Origin of the sequence: Streptomyces sp. HP-A2021 (genome assembly GCF_022807935.1) — a bacterium.
Classification (GTDB): domain Bacteria; phylum Actinomycetota; class Actinomycetes; order Streptomycetales; family Streptomycetaceae; genus Streptomyces; species Streptomyces afghaniensis.
Window position 1 is genome coordinate 5319668 of the sequence record NZ_CP094344.1, and the last position, 21466, is coordinate 5341133.

The 21466-nt window shown below is 71.5% G+C and carries 22 protein-coding genes and 1 pseudogene; 12 read left to right on the plus strand and 11 right to left on the minus strand.

Annotated elements, in window-relative coordinates; genetic code table 11:
• Nucleotides 1-14: 14 nt before the first annotated feature.
• The 5 genes from MQE23_RS24005 to MQE23_RS24025 are packed head-to-tail and all read left to right on the plus strand — an operon-like array spanning nt 15 to nt 4426.
• Nucleotides 15-557 carry an RNA polymerase sigma factor gene (locus tag MQE23_RS24005; RefSeq protein ID WP_243380236.1) on the plus strand — a complete coding sequence of 181 codons (543 nt, stop codon included), beginning with the start codon at nt 15-17 and terminating at the stop codon, nt 555-557.
• A complete protein-coding gene (locus MQE23_RS24010) occupies nt 554-1390 on the plus strand; it encodes a zf-HC2 domain-containing protein (RefSeq protein WP_243380238.1) in 837 nt (278 codons plus the stop codon). The genes MQE23_RS24005 and MQE23_RS24010 overlap by 4 nt, the downstream gene beginning before the upstream one ends.
• Nucleotides 1387-2247 (plus strand): ABC transporter ATP-binding protein, encoded by an 861-nt coding sequence (locus MQE23_RS24015; RefSeq protein WP_037666925.1) that lies wholly within the window; start codon nt 1387-1389, stop codon nt 2245-2247. Before MQE23_RS24010 ends, MQE23_RS24015 begins: the two co-directional genes overlap by 4 nt.
• Nucleotides 2244-3758 carry an ABC transporter permease gene (locus MQE23_RS24020; RefSeq protein WP_243380240.1) on the plus strand — a complete coding sequence of 505 codons (1515 nt, stop codon included), beginning with the start codon at nt 2244-2246 and terminating at the stop codon, nt 3756-3758. Before MQE23_RS24015 ends, MQE23_RS24020 begins: the two co-directional genes overlap by 4 nt.
• A 17-nt stretch (nt 3759-3775) precedes the next feature.
• Nucleotides 3776-4426 carry a hypothetical protein gene (locus MQE23_RS24025; RefSeq protein WP_051185650.1) on the plus strand — a complete coding sequence of 217 codons (651 nt, stop codon included), beginning with the start codon at nt 3776-3778 and terminating at the stop codon, nt 4424-4426.
• Between the two features lie 10 nt (nt 4427-4436).
• Here MQE23_RS24025 and MQE23_RS24030 read toward each other — a convergent pair whose 3' ends face one another.
• Together MQE23_RS24030 and MQE23_RS24035 are read right to left on the minus strand one after the other, a co-directional pair.
• Nucleotides 4437-4916, minus strand: a complete 480-nt coding sequence (locus tag MQE23_RS24030; RefSeq protein ID WP_020274791.1) for a hypothetical protein — start codon at nt 4914-4916, stop codon at nt 4437-4439.
• Entirely contained in the window at nt 4910-5503 is a 594-nt protein-coding gene (locus MQE23_RS24035) for a TIGR03086 family metal-binding protein (protein ID WP_020274790.1), read from the minus strand. The genes MQE23_RS24030 and MQE23_RS24035 overlap by 7 nt, the downstream gene beginning before the upstream one ends.
• Before the next feature lie 58 nt (nt 5504-5561).
• Here MQE23_RS24035 and MQE23_RS24040 point away from each other — a divergent pair, with 58 nt between their 5' ends.
• Both MQE23_RS24040 and MQE23_RS24045 read left to right on the plus strand, forming a co-directional pair.
• Nucleotides 5562-7061, plus strand: coding sequence for a PLP-dependent aminotransferase family protein (locus MQE23_RS24040; protein WP_243380241.1), 1500 nt, complete (start codon nt 5562-5564; stop codon nt 7059-7061).
• Between the two features lie 17 nt (nt 7062-7078).
• Complete coding sequence (locus MQE23_RS24045) at nt 7079-8008, plus strand: LysR family transcriptional regulator (protein ID WP_243382732.1); 930 nt, start codon at nt 7079-7081, stop codon at nt 8006-8008.
• A 10-nt stretch (nt 8009-8018) separates the two neighbouring features.
• Here the strand turns inward: MQE23_RS24045 and MQE23_RS24050 are convergent.
• Nucleotides 8019-8651: pseudogene (locus MQE23_RS24050) on the minus strand (helix-turn-helix transcriptional regulator); the annotation flags it as partial.
• 136 nt (nt 8652-8787) lie between these two features.
• Between MQE23_RS24050 and MQE23_RS24055 the strand changes: the two are divergent.
• The 4 genes from MQE23_RS24055 (at nt 8788) to MQE23_RS24070 (ending at nt 12396) form a co-directional block, all read left to right on the plus strand.
• Nucleotides 8788-9012, plus strand: coding sequence for a hypothetical protein (locus MQE23_RS24055; RefSeq protein ID WP_243380242.1), 225 nt, complete (start codon nt 8788-8790; stop codon nt 9010-9012).
• Nucleotides 9009-9290 (plus strand): hypothetical protein, encoded by a 282-nt coding sequence (locus MQE23_RS24060; protein ID WP_020274785.1) that lies wholly within the window; start codon nt 9009-9011, stop codon nt 9288-9290. Before MQE23_RS24055 ends, MQE23_RS24060 begins: the two co-directional genes overlap by 4 nt.
• Nucleotides 9291-9400: 110 nt before the next feature.
• Entirely contained in the window at nt 9401-10249 is an 849-nt protein-coding gene (locus MQE23_RS24065; protein WP_243380243.1) for a hypothetical protein, read from the plus strand.
• Between the two features lie 86 nt (nt 10250-10335).
• Nucleotides 10336-12396: a pectinesterase family protein gene (locus MQE23_RS24070; protein WP_020274783.1), complete on the plus strand. Its 2061-nt coding sequence runs from the start codon at nt 10336-10338 to the stop codon at nt 12394-12396.
• A 57-nt stretch (nt 12397-12453) separates the two neighbouring features.
• Here MQE23_RS24070 and MQE23_RS24075 read toward each other — a convergent pair whose 3' ends face one another.
• The 3 genes from MQE23_RS24075 to MQE23_RS24085 form a co-directional block, all read right to left on the minus strand.
• Nucleotides 12454-13476, minus strand: a complete 1023-nt coding sequence (locus tag MQE23_RS24075; RefSeq protein WP_020274782.1) for a cellulase family glycosylhydrolase — start codon at nt 13474-13476, stop codon at nt 12454-12456.
• A gap of 164 nt (nt 13477-13640) precedes the next feature.
• Complete coding sequence (locus MQE23_RS24080) at nt 13641-14876, minus strand: DUF2993 domain-containing protein (protein WP_243380244.1); 1236 nt, start codon at nt 14874-14876, stop codon at nt 13641-13643.
• A 58-nt stretch (nt 14877-14934) separates the two neighbouring features.
• Nucleotides 14935-16758, minus strand: coding sequence for a bifunctional metallophosphatase/5'-nucleotidase (locus MQE23_RS24085; RefSeq protein WP_020274780.1), 1824 nt, complete (start codon nt 16756-16758; stop codon nt 14935-14937).
• A 144-nt stretch (nt 16759-16902) separates the two neighbouring features.
• Between MQE23_RS24085 and mshD the strand changes: the two genes are divergently transcribed.
• The gene (mshD, locus tag MQE23_RS24090) at nt 16903-17829 is read left to right on the plus strand and encodes a mycothiol synthase (RefSeq protein ID WP_037671201.1); all 927 of its coding nucleotides are present in this window, start codon (nt 16903-16905) and stop codon (nt 17827-17829) included.
• 27 nt (nt 17830-17856) lie between these two features.
• On the opposite strand, the gene MQE23_RS24095 is transcribed toward mshD, so the two are convergent.
• The 5 genes from MQE23_RS24095 to MQE23_RS24115 form a co-directional block, all read right to left on the minus strand.
• On the minus strand, nt 17857-18537 hold the full coding sequence (locus tag MQE23_RS24095) for an NAD(P)H-dependent oxidoreductase (protein WP_243380245.1): 681 nt from the start codon (nt 18535-18537) through the stop codon (nt 17857-17859).
• 34 nt (nt 18538-18571) lie between these two features.
• Complete coding sequence (locus MQE23_RS24100; RefSeq protein ID WP_020274777.1) at nt 18572-18904, minus strand: metalloregulator ArsR/SmtB family transcription factor; 333 nt, start codon at nt 18902-18904, stop codon at nt 18572-18574.
• Between the two features lie 59 nt (nt 18905-18963).
• A complete protein-coding gene (locus tag MQE23_RS24105; RefSeq protein WP_020274776.1) occupies nt 18964-20436 on the minus strand; it encodes a HAMP domain-containing sensor histidine kinase in 1473 nt (490 codons plus the stop codon).
• Nucleotides 20433-21170: a response regulator transcription factor gene (locus MQE23_RS24110; RefSeq protein ID WP_020274775.1), complete on the minus strand. Its 738-nt coding sequence runs from the start codon at nt 21168-21170 to the stop codon at nt 20433-20435. Before MQE23_RS24110 ends, MQE23_RS24105 begins: the two co-directional genes overlap by 4 nt.
• 105 nt (nt 21171-21275) lie before the next feature.
• Nucleotides 21276-21452 (minus strand): hypothetical protein, encoded by a 177-nt coding sequence (locus tag MQE23_RS24115; RefSeq protein ID WP_020274774.1) that lies wholly within the window; start codon nt 21450-21452, stop codon nt 21276-21278.
• Nucleotides 21453-21466 lie beyond the last annotated feature (14 nt).

The window sequence follows — 21466 nt, forward strand, 5'->3', positions numbered from 1 at the left end:
TCCGATGAGGAGACGTGAGCGAAACGAGAAGCGACGGGGAGCTGCTGCGGGCCGTTGCCGCGGACGCCGACCGGCGGGCCTTCGAGGAGCTGTACCGGCGGTACGCGCCGTGGCTCCGTGCCCGGCTGCGGGGCCGGTGCGCCGACCTGGGGATCGTCGACGACGTCGTACAGGAGACGTTCCTCGCGGTGTGGCGGGGCAAGGCCCGCTACCGGGAGGAGGGCGATGTGGCCGGGTGGCTGTGGCGCATCGGGTCGCGGCGGATGGTGGACGCGCTGCGCGGTGACGGGGCCCGGGGGCGGCTGCGGCAGGCGCTGGCGCGGCTCAGGCACCGGGACGAGGTGTCGGCGGAGGAGCGCGTGCTCGCGGGGGTGGAGCACGGGGACCTCGCGGGCGCACTGGTCCGGCTGTCGCCGGAGCTGCGGGCGGTGTTGCAGGCGACCGTCATCGACGGGCTGTCGACCCGGGAGGCGGCCGTGCTGCTGGGGATTCCGCCGGGGACGGTCAAGACGCGGGCCATGCGGGCCCGCAAGCAGTTGCGGGAGGCGTTGGCATGAGCTGGCACGTGCCTGAAGAGGATCTGCGCGCCTACGCGCGCGGCGAGCTGGCGGCACCGGCTCTGTGGTCCGCCGACGCGCACCTGGGCGCCTGTGCCGCGTGCCGGGGCGTGCTCGCCGAGGTGAGTGACCCGGTCGCGCTCGACGCGGGGTGGGAGCGGCTCGACGCCGAACTCGACGCGCCCCGGGTGGGGCTCCTGGAGTCGCTGCTGGTCCGGGCCGGGGTGGCCGGGCACACCGCGCGGCTGCTGGCGGCGGCGCCGGTGCTGCGGCGGTCGTGGCTGGGGGCCGTCGTCGTCGTGCTGCTGCTGAGCGTCGGGGCGGGGCACGTCGCGCACAGCGGCGAGTTCCCCACGCTGTTCCTCGCTCTCGCGCCGCTGCTGCCGCTGGCGGGGGTGGCGCTGTCGTACGGGCCCGCGCTGGATCCGACGTACGAGATGGCCGTCGTCGCGCCGATGCACGGGTTCCGGCTGCTGATGATCCGGACGGTGGCCGTGCTGGGCGTGGTGCTGGGGCTGAACGGGCTCGCGACGCTCGCGCTGCCCGCGTACGGGCTGCGGGCGCTGGCCTGGCTGCTGCCCGCGCTCGCGCTCACCGCGACCGGGCTGGCGCTGACGCCCCGGCTGGGCCCGGTGCTCGCGCCCTCGCTGGCCGGCGGGGCGTGGATCGGGCTGCTGGCGCTGGCCGAAGCCCTGCGGGGGGACCCCGGGGTGCCGCTCGCGCCGTTCACCGTCGCCGGGCAGGGCGTGGCGGCGCTGGTCGCCACGCTCGCCGCCGGGCTGCTCTTCCTCTTCCGTGACCGCTTCGACCTCTTCCAGGGACGTGCCGTATGACTCCGACCGTGTCCGCCTCCGGGCTCAGCCTCCACTACGGCGGCACCCGGGCCCTCGACGACGTGTCGCTGCGGCTGACCGGCGGCGTCACCGGGCTGCTCGGGCCCAACGGCGCCGGCAAGACCACGCTGCTGCGGGTCCTGGCCACGGCCCTGCCCGCCGACCGGGGCGCCTTCACCGTGCTCGGGCACGACCCGGGCACCGCGCGGGGCCGGCAGGAGGTAAGGCGCCGGCTGGGCTATCTGCCGCAGACGCCGGGGTTCCACCCCGACTTCACCGCCTTCGAGTTCGTCGACTACGTGGCGATCCTCAAGGAGATGACCGACCGGGCCGCCCGGCACCGCGAGGTGCGGCGGGTGCTCGACGAGGTGGGGCTCGCCGACGTACGGGGCAAGCGGATCCGCAAGCTGTCCGGCGGCATGCGGCAGCGGGTCGCCCTGGGGGCCGCCCTGGTCGGTGATCCCGGCTTCCTGGTGCTGGACGAGCCCACCGTCGGGCTGGACCCCGAACAGCGCATGCGGTTCCGGGAGCTGATCGCGGGCGCCGGGGAGGGGCGCACGGTGCTGCTGTCCACCCACCAGACCGAGGACGTGGCGATGCTCTGTCACCGGGTGCTGGTCATGGCCGGGGGCCGGGTGCGGTTCGAGGGCACTCCGGCCGAGCTGACGGCCCGGGCCGCCGGGCGGGTGTGGAGCAGCACGGAGCGCGATCCGGGCGCCAAGGCCGGGTGGCGCACGGGGACCGGATCCTTCCGGAACGTGGGGGATCCGCCGGACGGCGCCGAGCTGCTCGAACCCACGCTGGAGGACGGCTACCTGCTCACCCTCGACGGCGACGCCGTGGAGGTGGCGGCATGACCGCGGTCGTGGAGAAGCCGGTCGTGCCCGATGTACGGCCCGGGTCCTCGGGAGCGGCCGTGGCGGCCCTGGCCCTGTTCGAGACGCGCCGGCTGCTGACGAGGCTGCCGGTGGTCATCGCCTTCGTCGTGTACATCGGCTGGACCGTGTGGCGCGGCGGGAAGGACTGGGACGGCTACCCGGCCCTCCAGGACGTCGACCGCGCCACCCAGAGCGCGCCGATGCTGGTCGGCCTCGCGGTCCTGCTGTCCGTCAACCACGCCGCGCTGCGCTCCCGGCGGCACGGGACGGAGCATCACTTCTCGGTGCTGGTCCTCCTGCCGTGGCGACGTACGGTCGCCCATGCGCTGTCGGCCGTGGCCGCGGCCCTGCTCACCGCCGTGTGCGTGGCCGCGGAGTTCGGCCGGGAGGCGCTCAGGCCCGGGGCGATCGGGCACGGTTCGGTGGCCGAACTGCTCGTGGGGCCGCTGATCGTATTGCTGTCCGGGCTCGTCGGACTGCTCATGGCCGGGCTGGTGAGGTCGCCGATCGCCGCCCCGCTGACGGTCGTGTTCTTCCTGTTCGTGTTCCTCTTCTTCACGGGCGGCCCGGGCGACGGCGTGACCCGGTGGCTCATGCCGGTGGTCGTCGAGCCGACCGCCGGCACGCTGCCGTCCGACCTGCTGGGCAGGCCCGCCGCCTGGCACGCGCTGTATCTGGCCGGGCTGGCGCTGTGCGCGGGCCTGGTGGCGGTGCTGGTCACCGGTGGCCGAAAGCCGGTGGTGATGGCCGGGGTCGCCGGTGCGGTGGCCATGACCCTGGTGGGCGGAGTCGCCCAGGCCGGTGGCGACTCACCCGAGCTGGTCCGCGCCCGGGAGCGGGCCACCGCGCACCCGGAGCAGGTGCAGACCTGTGTCCGGCGGGACGGGTCGACGTACTGCGCGTTCCCCGAGTGGGAACCCCGGGTCGCGGACTGGGCCGGGGTCGTGGACCGGGTGCGGTCCCTCGCCGGTGGCAGCGCGCACGAGCAGGATGTCGTCGTACGGCAGCGGATCGAGGCCCGTTACGGCCTCTCCGGCGATAGCGCGCTGACGCCCCTGGAGCGGCCGCACGAGGTGACCGTGGGCACCCGGTGGGGCGGGAACCGCGTCCCCGAGTTCTCGGCCGCCGTGGCCGGCGTGCTGGTCGCGGGGAACGAGAAGGCGTCCACCTCGATGTGCGACGGCCGCATGGTCACCGTCATGTGGCTGGCCCTGGGCTGGGAGTCCGACCCGGTGGCGGCGCTGCGCCGCGTCCGCCTCGACGACAGTGTGACCGGCTCGGCCTTGGTGCTCCAGCCGACGGACGGTATGTACATGACGGCCGCCCAGACGGAGGTCCTGCGCGAGCTGCTGGACCGGCCCCGCGGCGAGGTCACCGCGCGCGTCAAGTCCCACTGGGCCGAACTGACCGAGCCGAAGCTGACGGCGGCCCGTGCGGCGCGGCTGCTGGGCGTGAAGGCACCCGAGGGGGACGACAAGTGCCTCGACTGAACAGGGAGTTGGTCTTCATGACCTGCCGGACCCTGCCGTCGGGCGTGGTCGGCACGGCCGGCGCGGCGGGCCTGCTGCTCGCCGCGCTCACCCGGATCACCGGCGAGACGGGCGAACGCCTCTCCCTGCACCTGCTGCGGGCCGCGGTCCTGGCCTTCGCGATGGGCCTGGTGTTCCTCCTGGACGACCCCGCCCGGCACACCACCGCCACCGTGCCGACCCCGCGCCCGGTCCGCGTCGCGCTGCGGGTGGCCCTCGTCGTCCCCGCCACGGCGGCCTGGTGGACCGCGGCACTGCTGCTCGTGCCGCCGGGCCTACGCCCGCCGGTCGCCGACATCACGCTGGAGGCCGGGGCGGCGTTCGCCCTGGCGGTGGCCGGTGCGGCGGTCGCGGTGCGCTGCACCGAGGTCACGCGGCCCGGCCCGCGGGTCGCGGCCGGCCTGCTGACCTCGGCGGTACTGGCCATGGTGTTCTGGCCCGGGCGGTGGGCGCTGTTCGTGCCGGTGGAGGACGACCGGTGGGCGGCGGCGCACGACCGGTGGGCGGTGGCGTTGGCCGGGGCCGTGCTCGTGGGGGCGCTGGGATCGGTGGAGCCGCTGCGGCGACGGGCCGGGGGCTTGTGGCCGGCGGGTGGCGCAGGCGCCTCCCGATCCCGGCCCCTGAGCTGAGAAGCCGGGATCAGGTCATCCGCCGTGGCGTCTCCCGCACGTCACGGCGGTGATCGTCCGACATCAGCCATGCCTCCGCGTCCCGCCGGATCCGCGCCGCGTCGAGGCTCTCGTACTCCAGGATCACCGACCTGATCGTCCCTCGCCGACGGTACTGGTCCATGATCGCGACATGCTCCGGCAGCCGTACGAACTCCGCCAGGGCCCGCCGCCCGGTCCACACCGCGACCGATCCGCAGCGCCGGGCCGAGGGCATGGTCCACAACCACATGCCGACGGCTCCGTCGAGATGCGGCCAGCGGCGCCGCAGCGCGAAACCGCGACGCGCGATGCCGGGCAGGTCTCGGTACGCGTCGCTGGTGAAGTCGGTGACGCTGACGATCAGCGGGCCGCTCGGGCGACCGCGTGCGCCGCTGCCGACGCCACGCGCCGCGGCGCGGTCACCGAGCCGGCCCCCGGCCGGACCCCGGCACCAGCGGCTCCTCAGCACGGCGCCGGCGTCCAGGACGGGTCGCGGCCGAGCAGGGCGAGCAGCCTCTCGCCCGGCGGGGCGTCGTCGGGGACGGCGATCCGCCGGCGGAACGCGGCACCGGCCCCGCGGCCCTCGTCCGGGACCAGGGCGGCGACGCGCAGCGCGGCGGCGGTGAGTTCGGCGTCGGGCTCCCACGGGGCGCCGATGGTCACCGCGATGTCCCAGGCGTGCACCACGTAGTCGAGCAGGTGGAAGCCGATCGCGATCCGTCCGGGGACGGCGAAGCCCTCGCCGACCTCCGGCAGCGCGAACCGCCGCTCCAGCACGTCGTCCTCCGCGAACGCGGCGGTGACCTCGTCCGCCGACGCCTCATACGCTGCGGCCGGTTCACCACCGAGGTCGCCATCGCGCCATACGGCCCACGGCTCACCCGCGCCGCGGGCGGAGGCGGCGAACCCCTCGTTCTGGCAGACCAGATGGCGAAGCAGGCCGTACAGGGTCCAGTCCGCGCACGGCGTCGCCAGCCTCAAGTGGTCGGTCTTCACCCGGGAGACCATCTCCCCGGTCAGTAACAGCGCCTGGCGGTCAAGTCGTCGTATGTCCATGGCCGGAGCGTAAGTTCACGCAGCGGTTCAGCCCCAGAGCCAATAACCTGCCAACTGATTGAGCCAATCGCCGTTCGGAGAGCCGGCAGCGGCCGAGCCGAAGGAGCAGCAGGCCGGGATGGACGTGCACATCCAGCTCGACGGGCGGCGCGACCTGTCGGGCCAGATCTACCGCCGGCTGCGCACCGCGATCCACGACGGACTGCTGCGGCCCGGCGACCCGCTGCCCCCGACCCGGGAGTTGGCCCGCCGCCTCGAGGTGGCCCGCAACACCGTCGGCGTCGCCTACGAACGGCTCGTCGCCGAGGGCTACGCGGACAGCAGGGTCGGCTCCGGGACCTATGTGCGCACGACGGGCCTGCCCACGCACGGGGCCTCGACCGCCACCGACACCACCGCCTCGGGACTGCGACCCCGCGCCCTGTGGGCGGGCCTGTCCCCATGGGCGGGACCGGAGTTCACGGGACCGACCACGGCGGCCCACGACTTCCGGGTCGGCCTGCCGGACGCCCGGCTCTTCCCGTACGACACCTGGCGTCCCCTGATCGCCCGGGAACTGCGCCGTTCGGCGGACGGGGCGTTCGGCTACGGCGATCCGGCCGGCCACGCCGGGCTGCGGGCCGCGCTCGCCCGGCACATCGGACTCTCCCGCGGCGTGCGGACCGGCCCGGACGACGTGCTGGTGACCACCGGCACGCAGCAGGCCCTGGACCTCATCGGACGGGTGCTCCTCGAACCGGGCGACCGGGTGGCCGTCGAAGAGCCCGGCTACCCACCGGCCAGGCTGCCGTTCCTGGCGCAGGGCGCCGAGGTCACGGGCGTACCGGTGGACGCCGAGGGACTGCTGGTGGACGCCATCCCGCCGGACACCCGCGCCGTGTACGTCACCCCGGCCCACCAGTTCCCGCTCGGGATGCCGATGTCCCTGCGGCGCAGAGCGGAGCTGCTGCGGTGGGCGCGGCGGCACGGCGCGGCAGTGATCGAGGACGACTACGACAGCGAATTCCGGTTCGGCGGCCGGCCGGTCGAGACGCTGCACGGTCTGGACCGGGACGGGCACGTCATCTATGTGGGGTCGTTCTCCAAGGTGATGCTGCCCTCCCTGCGCGTCGGCTTCCTGGTGGCGCCCGCTCCGCTGCGCACGGCACTGCGCACCGCCAAGTACACCGCCGACTGGCACACAGCGGTCCCCACCCAGGCGGCGCTCGCCCGCTTCGTCGACGACGGGTTGCTCGCCCGGCACATCCGTCGGATGCAGCACACGTACGCGACCAGGCACCAAGCCGTCACCCGCGCGCTCACCGACCACTTCGCGGACCTGGCCGAGCTGGTGCCGTCCGCCGCGGGCCTGCACGTGACCACGTTCACCCGAGGCCGCCTCGCCGACCCCGACGCCCTCGCGGACCGCGCCCGCCGGGCCCGGGCGTCCGGCGTGGCGGTCCACACCCTGGCGGAGATCGCCGCGAACCGCTCCGCTCGCCCGGGCTTCGTCTTCGGCTATGGCTCGATCAGCGCCCCGGACATCGAGCCGGGCCTGCGCCGCGTACTCGGTCCATGAGATGGAAGGGTGTCGCCGTGGACCTCAAAGCCGTACGCGCCTTCGTCGCGATCGCCGATGCCGGGCAGTTCCAGAAGGCCGCCGTGGACCTGTCGCTCACCCAGCAGGCGGTGTCCAAGCGGATCGCCGCGCTGGAGAAGGACCTGGGGGTGCGGCTCCTGGTGCGTACGCCGCGGGGAGCGGAGCTCACCATCGACGGGCAGGTGCTCCTGCCGCACGCCCGGGCCCTGCTCCAGGCGGAGGAGCGGGCGGTGGCGGCCGTGCGCCCCGGGGAGCGCGCCCTACGGGTGGACGTCCTGGGCCGCCGGGCCGCCACAGCGGGGCTGGTACGGGACTTCCACCGGGCGCATCCCGAGATCCCCCTGGACGTCGTCACGCTCTTCGACGCGGATACGGCGGTGGCCGCCGTGCGGGACGGGGCCGTCGACGCCACGTTCCGTGCGGTCACCATGCCCGGGCGCAGGCTCCCCGACGGCATCGAGGCCGTCCCCGTCCTGGACGAGCCGCTGCGGCTGTGCGTCGGCCCCGACCACGAGTTCGCCCGCGCCGCCTCGGTGACACCCGCGCAACTGGCCGGGCAGAGGATCTGGATGCCGGGCAACGCACCCGGCACGGAGTGGTCGGCCTACTACGACGAACTCGCCGAGATCTTCGGCCCGGTCATCGACACGATCGGCCCCAACTTCGGCATCGAGGCCCTCCTCGACACCATCGCCGGCTCCTCGACCGTGGCGACCTTCCTCAGCGAACGCACCCCGCTCGTCTGGCCGGCCGACCACGACCTGCGCCTCGTCCCCCTGTGCGACCCGACGCCGGTCTACCCGCACTCCCTCCTCTGGCGCACGGACAACCCGCATCCCGGCCTGGCGGCACTCCACACCCACCTGCTGGCGACGCGCCCCCGGCTGACCGAGGGGGAGGTCTGGAAACCGTCGTGGGCGGAGTGACCTGACCCGCCCTGACAGTTACTTCGTGACGTACGTGTGGCAGCACATGGATTGCGACATTCGGCAGTTCCGCAGCGTCCACCAGGTGTGACAACTGGTCGGCCCAGACCTTCGGGTTGGGAACCGGTCGTCGTACCGCCCCCTCGTCCAGAATCACGCGCACGCTCGGCGCCGACTGGCGATGGAGCAACTCCTGCCGCCCCATCCGCGCAGCGACCTGTTCCTCGACTTCCTCACCGTTGCCTGCCGTTGTCTGGGCGCCAGACAACCCTGACAACACCGCTCGGGCGTAGTCCTCGGTCTGCAAGAGGCCGGGCACACGCAGCTGGAACATCCACATGATCTGCGCGGTCGCCTCAAGGTCCATGAACGCCTTGTACTTGTCCTTGATGACTTCGCGGCGCGCGTCCCGCCACTCACGAACCAGCAGGTCACCGGACCCGTAGGAGCTGTCCAGGTCCTCCATGACGGCTCGCTTGGAGAGCCGATCCCCCTTCTCCAGGCGGCTCAAGTAGCTCTTGTCGTACCCGGTGTCCTCGGCCAACTGCCCGAGCGCCTTGCCCGCCTGCTCGCGCAGGAACCTCAACGTCCGACCGAGTGCAGCCCGCCCCGACTCCTGCTCTCCGTCAACAACTTGCTCCACGTCACCCCTCACCGTTGCCTGGCGCGCCAGGCAACACCTGGCCCCTTCCGCAGCGTACGCGCGGGCAGTGACGATGAAGGCACGAACGGTAATCACTGCTCGTCACCCCCCGCCTGGCCTGAGAAGGGACACCCCTGTGCGCCTGCGCATCGCTGAACTCTGCGAGTCGGTCCTGCTCCTCCTCGTGCGGATCCTGCTGCCCACCCATGGGCGTCACCGGGCGACGCCGGCCCAACGGCCGTGGACCATCCCCCACTCCCCGCCGACATCCACAGCCCAGCCCACCGATGTGGAAGAGCACCTCGTGATGGACACCCCGCTCGTACGGCCGTACCTCCGCACCGTGGAGGTGTTCGTATGAGGCTGCTCCCCTGGACCGGCGCCGACGGCAAGCCCTGTTACCTCTCCACCGACAACCCCCACAGCCTCCTCTCACGGCTCGCCGACGACGTCGAGGCCGCTCAACTCGCCTCCGCCGAGCAGGTGCTCGCGGGCGCCAAAGCCGTACTCGGGGACCCCAGGGCCGGTGAACGCGCCGTGCGCTTCGCACTGGCACGGACCGTGGAGTCCCTGGGAGACGTGTTACGTGTCGCGGTCAGTCGTGGCCGCGAGGGCGACGTCCGACAAAGCAGGAAATGAAGCCCGGCCAGCTGTCGATGTCCTGTCATACTCACCAGTAGCGGAAACTCCTGCGCCCGTTCTGACATCTTCATCGCCGTCACAGAACCGCACAGGAGTGAGCCACCCCCATGCGTCTCATTCGTAAGTCAACTCTCAGGAAATCCGGCCTCGTTGCCGCTGCCACCGCCCTGGCCGTATCCGGTCTGCTGGCCGGCGCGGGGGCCGCGACGGCCGGGCCCGCCGGGGCGACCAACATCCGGGGTGTCGACCCCGGTGACACCGACCGGATGATCGAACGGCTCTGCAACCAGGAGACGAGCCTCACGGGCGTCTACGGCGCCCTCAACGTCGAGACCGGCGAGTTCAAGACCCAGGACGAATACCTGCGGGACGTCTTCGGGCTGTGGAAGCCCGCCGGGCCGTGGGAGCTGTTCCGCGGTTGGTGCGGGTACGCCGAGGCATCGACCTGGTCCATCAAGGGCGACACCGTCCGCACGTCCCGGTGGATCGGCAACCAGGGCTCCGCCGACGACAAGGAGACCTTCGTCAGCAGCTACAGCACCAAGACGTTCGCCAAGAAGAGCGTCGGCGGGACCATCAGCCTCTCCCTCGCCAAGAGCATTTTCTCCGGCACCGTCGGCGGCAGTGCCGGCTACGAGTGGGGCTGGGAGAAGGAGTCCAAGTTCGAGACCCGGAGTGAAAAGACCATTCCGCCCTGCCGGCAGGTCGCCGTCACCTGGACGCCGTACCAGCGCGTGGTGCGCGTGAACCCCGTCTTCCACGTCGAGGACTACGAGTGGAACAAGGGCGATGGCGACCACACCGTGCACAGCTGGCGTGACCGGGGATACCAGACCATCTACTCCCACGGGTATTACATCGACGGCATCTCCGACAAGCTCCTCCCCAACGGCCAGCCCGACGGCCGCGAGGACAAGATCGAGGAGAAGCTCGACCCCAACTCCTGTGTGAAGTAAGGAACATACGCACGGCACGGCAACCTTTCCGTGCGGGGCGGCGACCCACCCCCGGATCATCCCCCCGCACGGAACGGATTCGCCGCATGAGTGAGCTGCGCAGCAAGCCCCGGCATCGCAGAAGCCGCACGGCCCTGGCGGTCGGTGTCCCGCTGGCCCTGACCGCCGCCGGCACCCTCGCCTACGGCACCGACCTCGGCGTCCTCGGCTCCACCGCCCAGCAGGCCTCCGCCGCCGCCCCGTCCTGGGCCACCGACACCGCCGACGGGTTCGCCTCCGTCAACTCCCTCGGGCAGAACGGGACGTACGGCGGCCGGGACGGCAAGACCGTCACCGTGAAGACGCAGGCCGAGCTGGAGAGGTACGCCACGGCCACCGAGCCGTACGTCATCGTCGTCGCCGGCACGATCAACATGAACCCGGTCGGCAAAGAGATCAAGGTGCAGTCCGACAAGACCATCGTCGGGTCCGGGACCTCCGGCCACATCGTCGGCGGTGGGTTCTTCCTCGGCCAGGGCGTGCACAACGTGATCATCCGGAATCTGACCATCCGGGACTCGTACCAGGGTGTCTGGAACGACAAGGACCATGACTTCGACGCCGTTCAGATGGACGGCGCCCATCACGTCTGGATCGATCACAACGATCTGCGGCACATGGCCGACGGGCTCATCGACGTCCGCAAGGACAGCACGAACGTCACCGTCTCCTGGAACAAGCTGAGCGACAACAACAAGACCTTCGGCATCGGCTGGACCGAGAACGTCAAGACGGACATCACGATCCACCACAACTGGATCCGCGAGACCGAGCAGCGCAACCCGTCCACCGACAACGCGGCCCACGCGCACCTCTACAACAACTTCCTGGAGGACGCCCCGGGCACGGACATCAAGTCGTCGTACGGCAACTACTCGCGCGGCGCGACGAAGATGGTCCTGGAGAACTCCCTCTTCCAGGGCGTCAAGAACCCCGTCATGAAGGACAGCGGCGCCGCCATCGTCCAGCGCGGGAACTCCTTCTCCGGCACCAGCGGGCGCAACGAGAGCGGCGGTACCGCCTTCGATCCGAAGACCTACTACCCGTACTCCCTCGACAAGGCCGCCGACCTGCCGTCGATCCTCAAGTCCGGCGCCGGGCCCCGCGCTTCCGTCGGCAAGACCGCCGCCGCCTCCACCAAGGCCGCCCAGGCCACCACCCTCACCGTGGCCAAGGACGGCAGCGGGCAGTACACGACCGTGCAGGCCGCCGTGAACGCCGTACCGGCCAACAACCCCTCGCGGGTCGTGATCGCCGTGAAGCCGGGGACGTACCGGGAGCTCGTCAAGGTGCCGTCCAACAAGCCGCACGTCACCATCCAGGGCACCGGCGGCAGCCGCAAGGACACGACGATCGTCTACAACAACGCGTCCGGTACGCCCAAGCCCGGCGGCGGCACGTACGGCACGGGCGGCAGCGCCACCGTCGCCGTCGAGGCCGACGACTTCCAGGCGCGCAACCTGACCATCTCCAACGACTTCGACGAGAAGGCCAACCAGCAGCTCAGCGGGCACCAGGCCGTCGCCCTGCGGACCGCCGCCGACAAGGTGTTCCTGGACGGGATCATCGTCAGCGGCGACCAGGACACGCTGCTCCTCGACACCGCGGCCAAGGACCGGCTGGGCCGGGTCTACGTCGCCAACTCCTACGTCGTCGGCAACGTCGACTTCATCTTCGGGCGGGCCACGGCCGTCGTCGACAAGTCCGTCATCACGCTGAAGAAGCGCTGGGACGGCACCTCGGCCGGCTACGTCACCGCCCCGAGCACCGCCGCGAACCGCAAGGGCATCCTGATCGCCAACTCCACGGTGAACGGCGATGTGTCGGGCGGCAGCTTCTACCTCGGCCGGCCCTGGCACGCGGGCGGTGACGCCTCGCTCGATCCGCAGACCACGGTCCGCAACACCAACCTGAGTGCCGCGATCAAGTCCACGCCGTGGACCGACATGAGCGGCTTCTCGTGGAAGGACGACCGGTTCGCCGAGTACAAGAACACCGGTGCGGGGGCGGGTTCGGCGAGCTCCAACCGGCCGCACCTGACCGACGCGCAGGCCGCGAACCAGGAGGTCGCGGACTGGCTCGCGGGCTGGACGCCCTCGGCGTCCTGAAAGCTCCCTTCCGGGTCCGGCTGACGAGCGGCGCCGGACCCGGAAGGGCCACCATCCTTACTGCTTCCAGGCGTAGTGCAGCCGGTCCAGGCCGCTCTGGTTGTTCACCGTCAGGCTGAGGTTCGTACCCGTGCCCTGGAGCGTGGTGAGGGAGTACGTGTCACCGTTGCGCAGGCCGGGCCAGTAGACCGAGCCCAGGCCCAGCTCCCGGATGGTGTCGGTCGCGGCCTGGATGTACGCGACCTCGTTGGAGCCGTTGACCGGGCCGTTGTAGTCCAGGCCGGTCGTCATGGACGCCCCGAACTCGTCGAGGATCGTGCGCGAGGCGCAGTCGCCGATGCGCGCCTTGAAGTCCTGCTTCCACTGGTCGACGCTGGTCCAGTCGGTGTGCCAGAAGCCGTAGTTGTGCAGCGCGATCCGGGTGCCGTTGAGGCGCGGGTCGGCGCAGACCGGCTTGACGTCCTCGCTGTACTTGTACCCGCCGATCACCATCCGGTCGCGGGGCACGTTGCCGTGGGAGGCCACCCACTTCGCGGCGATGTCGGTCCACTCCTGGGCGGTGTAGCCGAACGGCTCGTTCATCGGCTCGAAGTACACCTTGGAGTTGCGGGCGTAGGCGGAGGTGATCCGCGCCCACATCTGGTTCCAGGACGCCTGGTTGTCGATCTTGCCGTCCTTGGCGTTGTCGGCCTCCCAGTACCCCAGGATGACCTTGAAGCCCTTGGCGGTGGCGGCGTCGATCGCGCCCCGGTACGACTTCCAGAACGGGCCGTTCACGGAGGTGGGGTTGACGGGGAGGCGGACGGTGTTGGCGCCCAGCTTGGAGAAGCCGCCGATGATGGCCTTGGACTTGGCGTAGGTCGTGGCGTAGCTGTCGGAGGTGGACAGGCCCGAGGGCACGACCGCGTCGTCGGCGTAGTTGTCGCGCGGGTCGGCCCAGTTGACGCCCTTGAAGTCGCTGACGGGCGGCGGGGCGGTGGGGGAGGCGGCTGCGGGGGAGGCGAGAGCTCCGCCGAAGGCCGTGACGCAGGCGAGCAGCGCCCCCAGGCCGGCTGTCCCCCTATGAGTCTTTCGTGACACGACGTCCCCTTCTGAGCAGTACTTTCGAGCGAACCTCGCGTACAGATCGGCGGCTCGTTGGCTCCCGCAAACTAGAAGAGGACTCGAACAGAGGTCAACACATCTGCTCACCAAATTTCATCAAGAACGCAGACCGGGGACGCGCCCACTGCGGACCCTCCGGGCTAAGACCCCACGTTCAGCCCCGAACCGGACACCCGCACCCGGATGCCGTCCTCCTCCACCCGTACGTCGTCCAGCCGTACGTCCCCCTGCTCCGGCTTCGGCAGTTCGAACGCCAGCGCCAGCCGGTCGGCCAGGACCGGGCGGGTCAGACCGGACAGCTCGTCGAGGAGGTTGGGGTCGAGGCCGATGCGGCGGAGCACCTCGGGGTTGTCCAGGGCCAGGTCGATGAGGTTGAGGCGCTCGGCCTGGCGGGCGAACTTCGCGGAGCCGGTCAGCTCGGTGAGCTTGCCGTCGTCGGCCAGGGCGTCGCGCACGGTCGCCTCGGGGACGCCCATCCGCTGCACGATGGCCGGGACCGAGAGCAGCGCCTTGGCCTTGCGGGTCTCCCGGGAGAGGTCGGCGGCCCCCTTGGGCGTCAGGTGCAGGCCCTCGGAGGCGCGGGTGCCGGGGCGGTAGGTGGCCAGGTCCCCGATGTCGAGCCGCATGCCGCCGATCTCCGTGGCGATGCCGCGCTCGCCCTGCCGCTGGATCCGGGCCTCCGCACGCAGCCGCAGATCGTGTCCGGCGACGGGCAGGGTGCCGCGGGCCCGGACGCGGTCGCGGCCCTCGCCGGTGAACGTCACCTGGGAGGCGCCGAGTTCGCGGTTGAGGTCCTCGAAGGACAGCAGGACGTCCCCGTCGAACCGGGGGACGTGGGCGCCGCGCACGGACGTGAGGCCGTCGGCGTCCAGCCGGATGTCGTGCGCCGTGGCCGACACCTTCGCCAGCGAGACCCGATCGGCGGCGACGTCCGGGACGGTCACCTTCACCGACTCCAGCCGCTTGTCGGCGAGTTGGGTGAGGAAGGGGAACCCGCTGATCTCCACCTCGGGCGCCGCCGCGAGGTCGAGCCGGTCCTTGAGCGTGTCGGCGGCGCGGTGCTCGGCGTACAGCACGGCCCAGCGGTCGCCGAGGGCGGTGAAGGCGGCGAGCACGACCAGGCCGACCACTGCCTTCACCGCGAGCGGCAACCCGGCGAAACGATTCCGCCGACGCCGGCCGCCACGGCGGTGGTCGGGCGGCGACCACTCCGGTTCCGCCTCGTCCCGCTGCTCGGCCTCCTCGCCGAGGAAGTCCTCCAGAGGGGTCTCCTCCAGCGGGCCGTCGTCGAGTGCGCCGAGTTCCTCGTAGGGGTTGCGGGGCTGGTCGGAGCGGTCGTAGGGGTGTTGCGTGTTCATGCGGTGGGGGGTGCGCATCGTCTCATCCGACCATGCGCACCGCCCCTGACCGCAACCTGAACCCCACGTATGCGATTTACTTCACGATCGCGATACGGTCCGCCTTCGGCGGGGCCAGCGGGTTCGCGGCCGAGGAGTTGGCCGTGAGGTACTGCTCCAGCGCGGTCAGGTCGTCGGCGCCGACGACGTCGTTCGTGCCCTGGCCGAGCGTGGGGAAGCCGTCGCCGCCGCCCGCGAGGAAGCTGTTCGTCGCGACGCGGTAGGTGGCCGCCGGGTCGATGGCCTTGCCGTCCAGCTTGATCGAGTCGGTGACGACCCGGTCGGCGCCGGACTTGGTGAGGTCCAGCGTGTAGGTGAGGCCGGACGACACCTGGAGGACCTTGGGTGCCGCCGCGTTCGGGCCGGTCACCTGCTCCTTGAGCACCTGGATCAGCTGGGCGCCCGTGAAGTCCTGGAGGTTCACGGTGTTGGCGAACGGCTGGACCGTGAAGCCCTCGGCGTACGTCACGACACCGTCGCCTTCACCGGCCTTGGCCGCGTAGGTCAGCGGTGCCCGGATGCCGCCGGGGTTCATCAGCGCCAGGTCGGTCTCCGGGTCGAGCTGCTTGCCGTGGGCGAGCTGGGCGTCGGCGATGAGGTCGCCGAGCGGGGACTCGGTGCCGGTGTTGCCGATGTCGCCGGAGATGTGGCCGATCGCCCGGTTGCCGATCGGGGCCGCCAGGGTGTTCCACTTGCTGATCAGCTCGGTCATGTCGGGCGCCTTGGGGACGTCCCGGGTGACCACGTGGTTCGCGGACTTCACGGCCGTACGGGCGATGTCGCCGGTCCGCCGGTCGTACGTCAGCGTGGTGTCGGTGTAGAGGCGGCCGAAGGACGCGGCCGAGGTGACCATGCGGGGCTTGCCCGCCGGGTCGTCGATCGTGCACACGTACGCGCTGTGGGTGTGGCCGGTGACCAGCGCGTCCACCTGCGGCGTGACGTTCTTGGCGATGTCGACGATCGGGCCGGACACGCCGTCGCCCGCGCCCGGGGCGTCGCAGTCGTAGTTGTACGACGTCGACGCCGGGAAGCCGCCCTCGTGGATGAGGGCCACGATCGACTTCACGCCCTGCTTCTGGAGCACCTTGGCGTACTTGTTGATCGTCTCGACCTCGTCCTTGAAGGACAGGCCCTTGACGCCCTCGGCGGAGACGATGTCCGGGGTGCCCTCCAGGGTCACGCCGATGAAGCCGACCTTGACGTCCTTCTTCTTCCACACCCAGTAGGGCTTGAGGATCGGCTTCTTCGTCTTCTCGTCGAGGACGTTGGCGGCCAGGTAGGGGAAGTCGGCGCCCGTGAACTTCTGGTTCCCGTAGCAGCCGTCCTTCGGGTGGCAGCCGCCGTTCTGCAGGCGTGCCAGTTCCTTGGCGCCCTCGTCGAACTCGTGGTTGCCGACGGAGGTGACGTCGAGGTCGAGCTTGTTCAGCGCCTCGATGGTCGGCTCGTCGTGGAAGAGGCCGGAGATCAGCGGGGAGGCGCCGACCATGTCGCCGCCGGCCGCGGTGATGGAGTACTTCTCGCCCTCGCGGGCCTGACGCAGATGGGTGGCGAGGTACTCGACACCGCCCGCGTCGATGGTCTTCGTCGTGCCGTCGTGCTGGTGTTCGGTGACGCGGCCGGAGGAGCCGGCGGGCGGCTCCAGGTTGCCGTGCAGGTCGTTGAAGGACAGCAACTGGACGTCCTGGTAGCGGCCCGGCCAGTGGCCGCCCCCGCCGTGGTTCTCTCCGGCCGACGCCGACCCGGGCACCGTCGCCGCGGCCAGCGCGCCGACGGTGGCGACACCGGCGGCGAGAGCGACGAGACGGTTCGTACGACGTCTGCGGCGCTCCTGGTGCACCGGTGCCGGTGAAGTGGCTGGCATACGCCCCCCTGTGGGTCTGCTGGGACAGTGATGTCGTCCGGCGCAGCCTAGAGTCAACGCGCGTAGCGCGACAGACGTTTCGTGGTTACAGCCTGATTGCTTCTTGCCGCCGATTTGCCGGTGCTCCCCCGTACCCTCGTACGCATGACCAGCGACGACACCGCACGGCCCGGACGCACCCGCTCGATCGACACATATGCCGCGCTCTCCCCGGAGCAGACCGAGTCCGTCCTCGGACTGCTCGACGAGGCCGCCCGCACCGACGGGCAGCAGGCGGTCTCCGAACAGGGCCGGTTGCAGCTGCGCGGCGGCGAACGCGCGGGCGTGGCCCATCTGCTGCTCACCGTCGACGGCGAACTCGTCGGATACGCCCAGCTGGAGGACACCGACCCGGTGGAGCCGCCGGCCGCCGAGCTGGTCGTGCATCCCGGCCACCGGGGTCAGGGGCACGGGCGGGCGCTGGGCTCCGCGCTGCTGGCCGCGTCCGGCAAGCGGCTGCGGGTGTGGGCGCACGGCGGCCACTCCGCCGCCCGGCACCTCGCGCAGGTCCTGGGCCTGACCCTGTTCCGCGAACTGCGCCAGATGCGCCGCCCGTTGACGGGCTTCGACGCACCCGAGCCGGTCCTCCCCGAGGGCGTCACCGTCCGCACCTTCGTCCCCGGCCGGGACGACGCGGCCTGGCTCGCCGTCAACGCCGCCGCCTTCGCCCACCACCCCGAGCAGGGCTCCCTCACCCAGCGGGACCTCGACGACCGCAAGGCCGAGCCGTGGTTCGATCCGGCGGGGTTCTTCCTCGCCTTCCGCGGTGACGACCTCATCGGCTTCCACTGGACCAAGATCCACGCCGAGGAGGGTCTGGGCGAGGTGTACGTCCTCGGCGTCGCCCCCGGCGCCCAGGGCGGCGGCCTCGGCAAGTCCCTGACGACGATCGGCCTGCGGCACCTGGCGGACCGGGGGCTGCCGACCGCGATGCTGTACGTCGACGCCGACAACACGGCGGCGGTGTCGGTGTACGAACGGCTGGGGTTCGTCACGCACGAGGCGGATCTGATGTACCGGACGGAGACGTGACGGTGCCGGCCCCGGCCGGTGCCGGCCTCAGCCCACGGTGGCTCCGGCATCGGCCGCGACGCGCGCGACGGACTCCCTGACCGCGTCCAGCGCCGAGGCTCGTTCCCGGTCGGTCATACGGGCGGGGCCGTACGTGATGACGGGCTCCAGGACCTGGTAGCCGACGAACTCCAGCATGCCCCGGTGGATGTGGAACAGGAAGTCGTCCATCGGCCCGAAGGCGCCACCGGGCCGGAACGACTCGCTGGGCCCGCCGGTCGTGAACAGCAGCATCGCGCGCTTCCCGGCGAGTGCCGCGTCCCCGAAGAGTCCGTGGCTGCCGCCGAAGACCCCGCCCATCACGAAGACCCGGTCCACCCATCCCTTGAGGACGGCCGGCAGCGAGAACCACCACATCGGGAACGACAGCACGAGCAGATCAGCGGCGAGCAGCCGGTCGAGATGGGCCCTGACGGCCGCGTCGAGCGTCCTCTCCTCGACCGCCCGCAGCTGCTCGGCCTGCGGCTTGAACGGGCCCTCCACCGGTGCGAACTCCTCGCGGGCGAGCACCGGCGCCCAGCCGTCGGCATAGAGGTCCAGGACGTCGACCCGGTACCCGGCCGCACCCAGGGACTGAGCGGCGGCGGTCATCTGGGCGGTGCTGAACGAGCGGGGCTCGGGGTGAGCGTGAACGATCAGGGCTGTGGGCGCAGCAGCGAAGGTCGACATGAAGAGATCATATCGACGTATCGCGATTCGTCAATCAGAGGGTGGTGTCGATCGCCCGTGCCAGCCGTGCCAGCCGCTCTTCGTCGCGCCGGTAGTGGGTCCACTTGCCCACCCGGGTGGGACGCACGAGTCCCGCCCGTTCGAGCGTGCTCATGTAGCTGGAGACCGTCGACTGGGCGAGTCCCGCCTTCGCCTGGATGTGCGTGACGCACACGCCGACCGCCCGGCGGTCCGCGATCGGCTCGTACTCGCCGAAGTGCGCTTCGGGGTCCTTCAGCCACTGCATGATCTGCAGGCGGGCAGGGTTGCCGAGGGCCTTGAACACCTCGATCAGATCGCCCGAATCCAGTTCCGCCGTCGCGGCCATGCGTCACCCTCCTCGCCCGTCAGTGCGACACACCACGATATATCGATATCGGATGCGCACTATGCGTCGGCGAAGGTGAGGCTGTCCGGGGGCGGCACCGCCGCCCCCGGCAGCCGTACCGTCGCCACCGTGCCGCCCCCCTCCGCGGGAGCCAGCGACACCTCGCCGCCCGCCTGCTGCACCGTGCGTGCCACGATCGACAGGCCGAGGCCCGAGCCGGGCAGGGCTCGGGCGCTCGGGGAGCGCCAGAAGCGGTCGAAGACGTGGGGGAGTTCGTCGGCGGGGATGCCCGGGCCGTGGTCGCGGACCGTCAGGACGCCTTCGGACAGGCGCACCTCGATCGTGCCGCCCTCCGGGCTGAACTTCACGGCGTTGTCGAGGATGTTGACCACCGCCCGTTCCAGGGCGGAGGGTTCCGCCCGGACGAACCAGGGCTGGACGTCCGCCGTGATCGTCAGTTCCGGGCCGCGCAGCCGCGCTCGCCGCAGCGCCGAGTCGACGATGTCGTGCCAGGCGATGATCTGCGTCCGGCCCGAGTGCAGGCCCGTGTCCGGCCGGGACAGCTCCTGCAGGTCGCCGATGAGCGCGGCCAGCTCCGTCATCTGCGCCTTCACCGACGCGAGGAGCGCCTTGCGGTCTGCCTCGGGGAGGGGGCGGCCCGTCTCCTCGCTGCGGGTGAGGAGCTCGATGTTGGTGCGCAGCGAGGTGAGCGGCGTGCGCAGTTCGTGGCCGGCGTCCGCGATGAGCTGTTGCTGGAGGTCGCGGGAGCTGGCCAGGGCCGAGGTCATCGAGTTGAACGAGTGGGAGAGCCGGGCCACCTCGTCCTCGCTGTCCTCGTCCACCGGGATGCGGATGCCCAGGTCCTCCGTGCGGGCCACGTGCTCGACGGCTTCCGTGAGTTTGTCGACCGGGCGCAGACCCGCCCGGGCCACCGCGAGGCCGGCCGCTCCGGCGCCCACCACGCCCACGCCCGACACCAGCAGCAGGATCAGCGCCAGTTCGTTGAGCGTGGACTCCGTGCCCTTGAGCGGGACCGCGATGACCAGCGCGTAGTCGGCGACCACGCCCTGCTGGAACGGGCCGTCCTTCACGACGACCGGCGTGGTCAGCACCCGCACCGAGTTGCCGTCGCTGTCGGTGCCGTTGCGCAGCCTGGCCGTCCTGGGATCGGGGTCCTTCGCGACGGCCTTGTCGCCGCTCGTCACCTTCACCTGAGGCATCAGACTGCTGAACAGGCAGACCTTGCCGTCGCTCCTGACCACCTGCGCGTAGGTCTGGGGCCGGGGAGCCCCGCCGAGCGTGTCCGAAGGCTTCTGCGGACACGTCTTCGTCAGCGCGTCGAAATCGTCGGCCTCGATGGTCCGGAACGACGACCTCAGGTCACCGTCCACCTGGTCGTACAACTTCCCCTGCACGATGAACCAGCACGTCACCGAGACCGCCGCCACCGCGAACGCCACCGCCGCCGCCACCAGCAGCGCCAGCCGGGACCGGATCGGCAGCGAGCGGAACCGGCGTACCACCTTGTTCACTCCGCGCCGCCCTGCCGCAACACGTAGCCCACACCCCGCACCGTGTGCACGAGGCGCGGCTCGCCGCCCGCCTCGGTCTTGCGCCGCAGGTACATCACGTACACGTCGAGGGAGTTCGACGACGGCTCGAAGTCGAAGCCCCAGACCGCCTTCAGGATCTGCTCCCGCGTGAGGACCTGGCGCGGGTGCGCCATGAACATCTCCAGCAGCGTGAACTCCGTACGCGTCAGCTCCACCTGGCGGCCGCCCCGGGTGACCTCGCGCGTCGCGAGGTCCATGCGCAGGTCGGCGAAGGCGAGGACGTCCTCGTCGTCCGGGGAGCCCGCGCCGACGGCCGCCGCGTAGGAGCTGCGGCGCAGCAGGGCGCGGATGCGGGCGAAGAGTTCGTCGAGTTCGAAGGGCTTGACCAGGTAGTCGTCGGCGCCCGCGTCGAGGCCCGTGACCCGGTCGCCGACCGTGTCGCGGGCCGTGAGCATGAGGATCGGGGTCGTGTCGCCGGTGCCGCGGATGCGGCGCGCCGCCGTCAGGCCGTCCATGCGGGGCATCTGGATGTCCAGGACGACCAGGTCGGGCCGGTAGGCCGCCGTCTTCTCCAGCGCGTCCGCGCCGTCGACCGCGACCTCGGTCCCGTACCCCTCGAAGGCGAGGCTGCGCTGGAGTGCTTCGCGTACCGCCGGCTCGTCGTCGACGATCAGGATGCGCTGGGGGTCACGGTCGCCGTCTGCGGGGCTCATGGGTCGGGGTCCTCGGGTGTGGTGTGGTGGGGCGGGACGGGGTGTCGCTGACGCTCTCAGCCTCGCACGCCGGCGGGCCGGGCCGGGAGAAGGACCAGCCCCGGATCAGCCCCGTACCCTGCGGCGCCGGGCGGCGGCGGCCCGGCGGGCGGGCCGGGTCCTGGCCGTCGCCACCTCGGGCGCCCGCGCGGCCGGTGCGTGCAGTGCGTACGCCACCGCCAGCGCCAGCGCGAACCCGGCCGGGTCGGCCCCCGGCACCGTGTGCGGAACCTGCTGGATCATCGCCGTACTCCTCG

Bases quoted from the DNA above. Each gene is read 5' to 3' on its own strand.
- MQE23_RS24010 (WP_243380238.1), top strand. From the start codon at position 554: ATGAGCTGGCACGTGCCTGAAGAGGATCTGCGCGCCTACGCGCGCGGC.
- MQE23_RS24015 (WP_037666925.1), top strand. From the start codon at position 1,387: ATGACTCCGACCGTGTCCGCCTCCGGGCTCAGCCTCCACTACGGCGGC.
- MQE23_RS24020 (WP_243380240.1), top strand. From the start codon at position 2,244: ATGACCGCGGTCGTGGAGAAGCCGGTCGTGCCCGATGTACGGCCCGGG.
- MQE23_RS24025 (WP_051185650.1), top strand. From the start codon at position 3,776: ATGACCTGCCGGACCCTGCCGTCGGGCGTGGTCGGCACGGCCGGCGCG.
- MQE23_RS24035 (WP_020274790.1), bottom strand. From the start codon at position 5,503: ATGGACATACGACGACTTGACCGCCAGGCGCTGTTACTGACCGGGGAG.
- MQE23_RS24060 (WP_020274785.1), top strand. From the start codon at position 9,009: ATGAGGCTGCTCCCCTGGACCGGCGCCGACGGCAAGCCCTGTTACCTC.
- MQE23_RS24065 (WP_243380243.1), top strand. From the start codon at position 9,401: ATGCGTCTCATTCGTAAGTCAACTCTCAGGAAATCCGGCCTCGTTGCC.
- MQE23_RS24070 (WP_020274783.1), top strand. From the start codon at position 10,336: ATGAGTGAGCTGCGCAGCAAGCCCCGGCATCGCAGAAGCCGCACGGCC.
- MQE23_RS24080 (WP_243380244.1), bottom strand. From the start codon at position 14,876: ATGCGCACCCCCCACCGCATGAACACGCAACACCCCTACGACCGCTCC.
- MQE23_RS24085 (WP_020274780.1), bottom strand. From the start codon at position 16,758: ATGCCAGCCACTTCACCGGCACCGGTGCACCAGGAGCGCCGCAGACGT.
- mshD (WP_037671201.1), top strand. From the start codon at position 16,903: ATGACCAGCGACGACACCGCACGGCCCGGACGCACCCGCTCGATCGAC.
- MQE23_RS24095 (WP_243380245.1), bottom strand. From the start codon at position 18,537: ATGTCGACCTTCGCTGCTGCGCCCACAGCCCTGATCGTTCACGCTCAC.
- MQE23_RS24100 (WP_020274777.1), bottom strand. From the start codon at position 18,904: ATGGCCGCGACGGCGGAACTGGATTCGGGCGATCTGATCGAGGTGTTC.
- MQE23_RS24110 (WP_020274775.1), bottom strand. From the start codon at position 21,170: ATGAGCCCCGCAGACGGCGACCGTGACCCCCAGCGCATCCTGATCGTC.
- MQE23_RS24115 (WP_020274774.1), bottom strand. From the start codon at position 21,452: ATGATCCAGCAGGTTCCGCACACGGTGCCGGGGGCCGACCCGGCCGGG.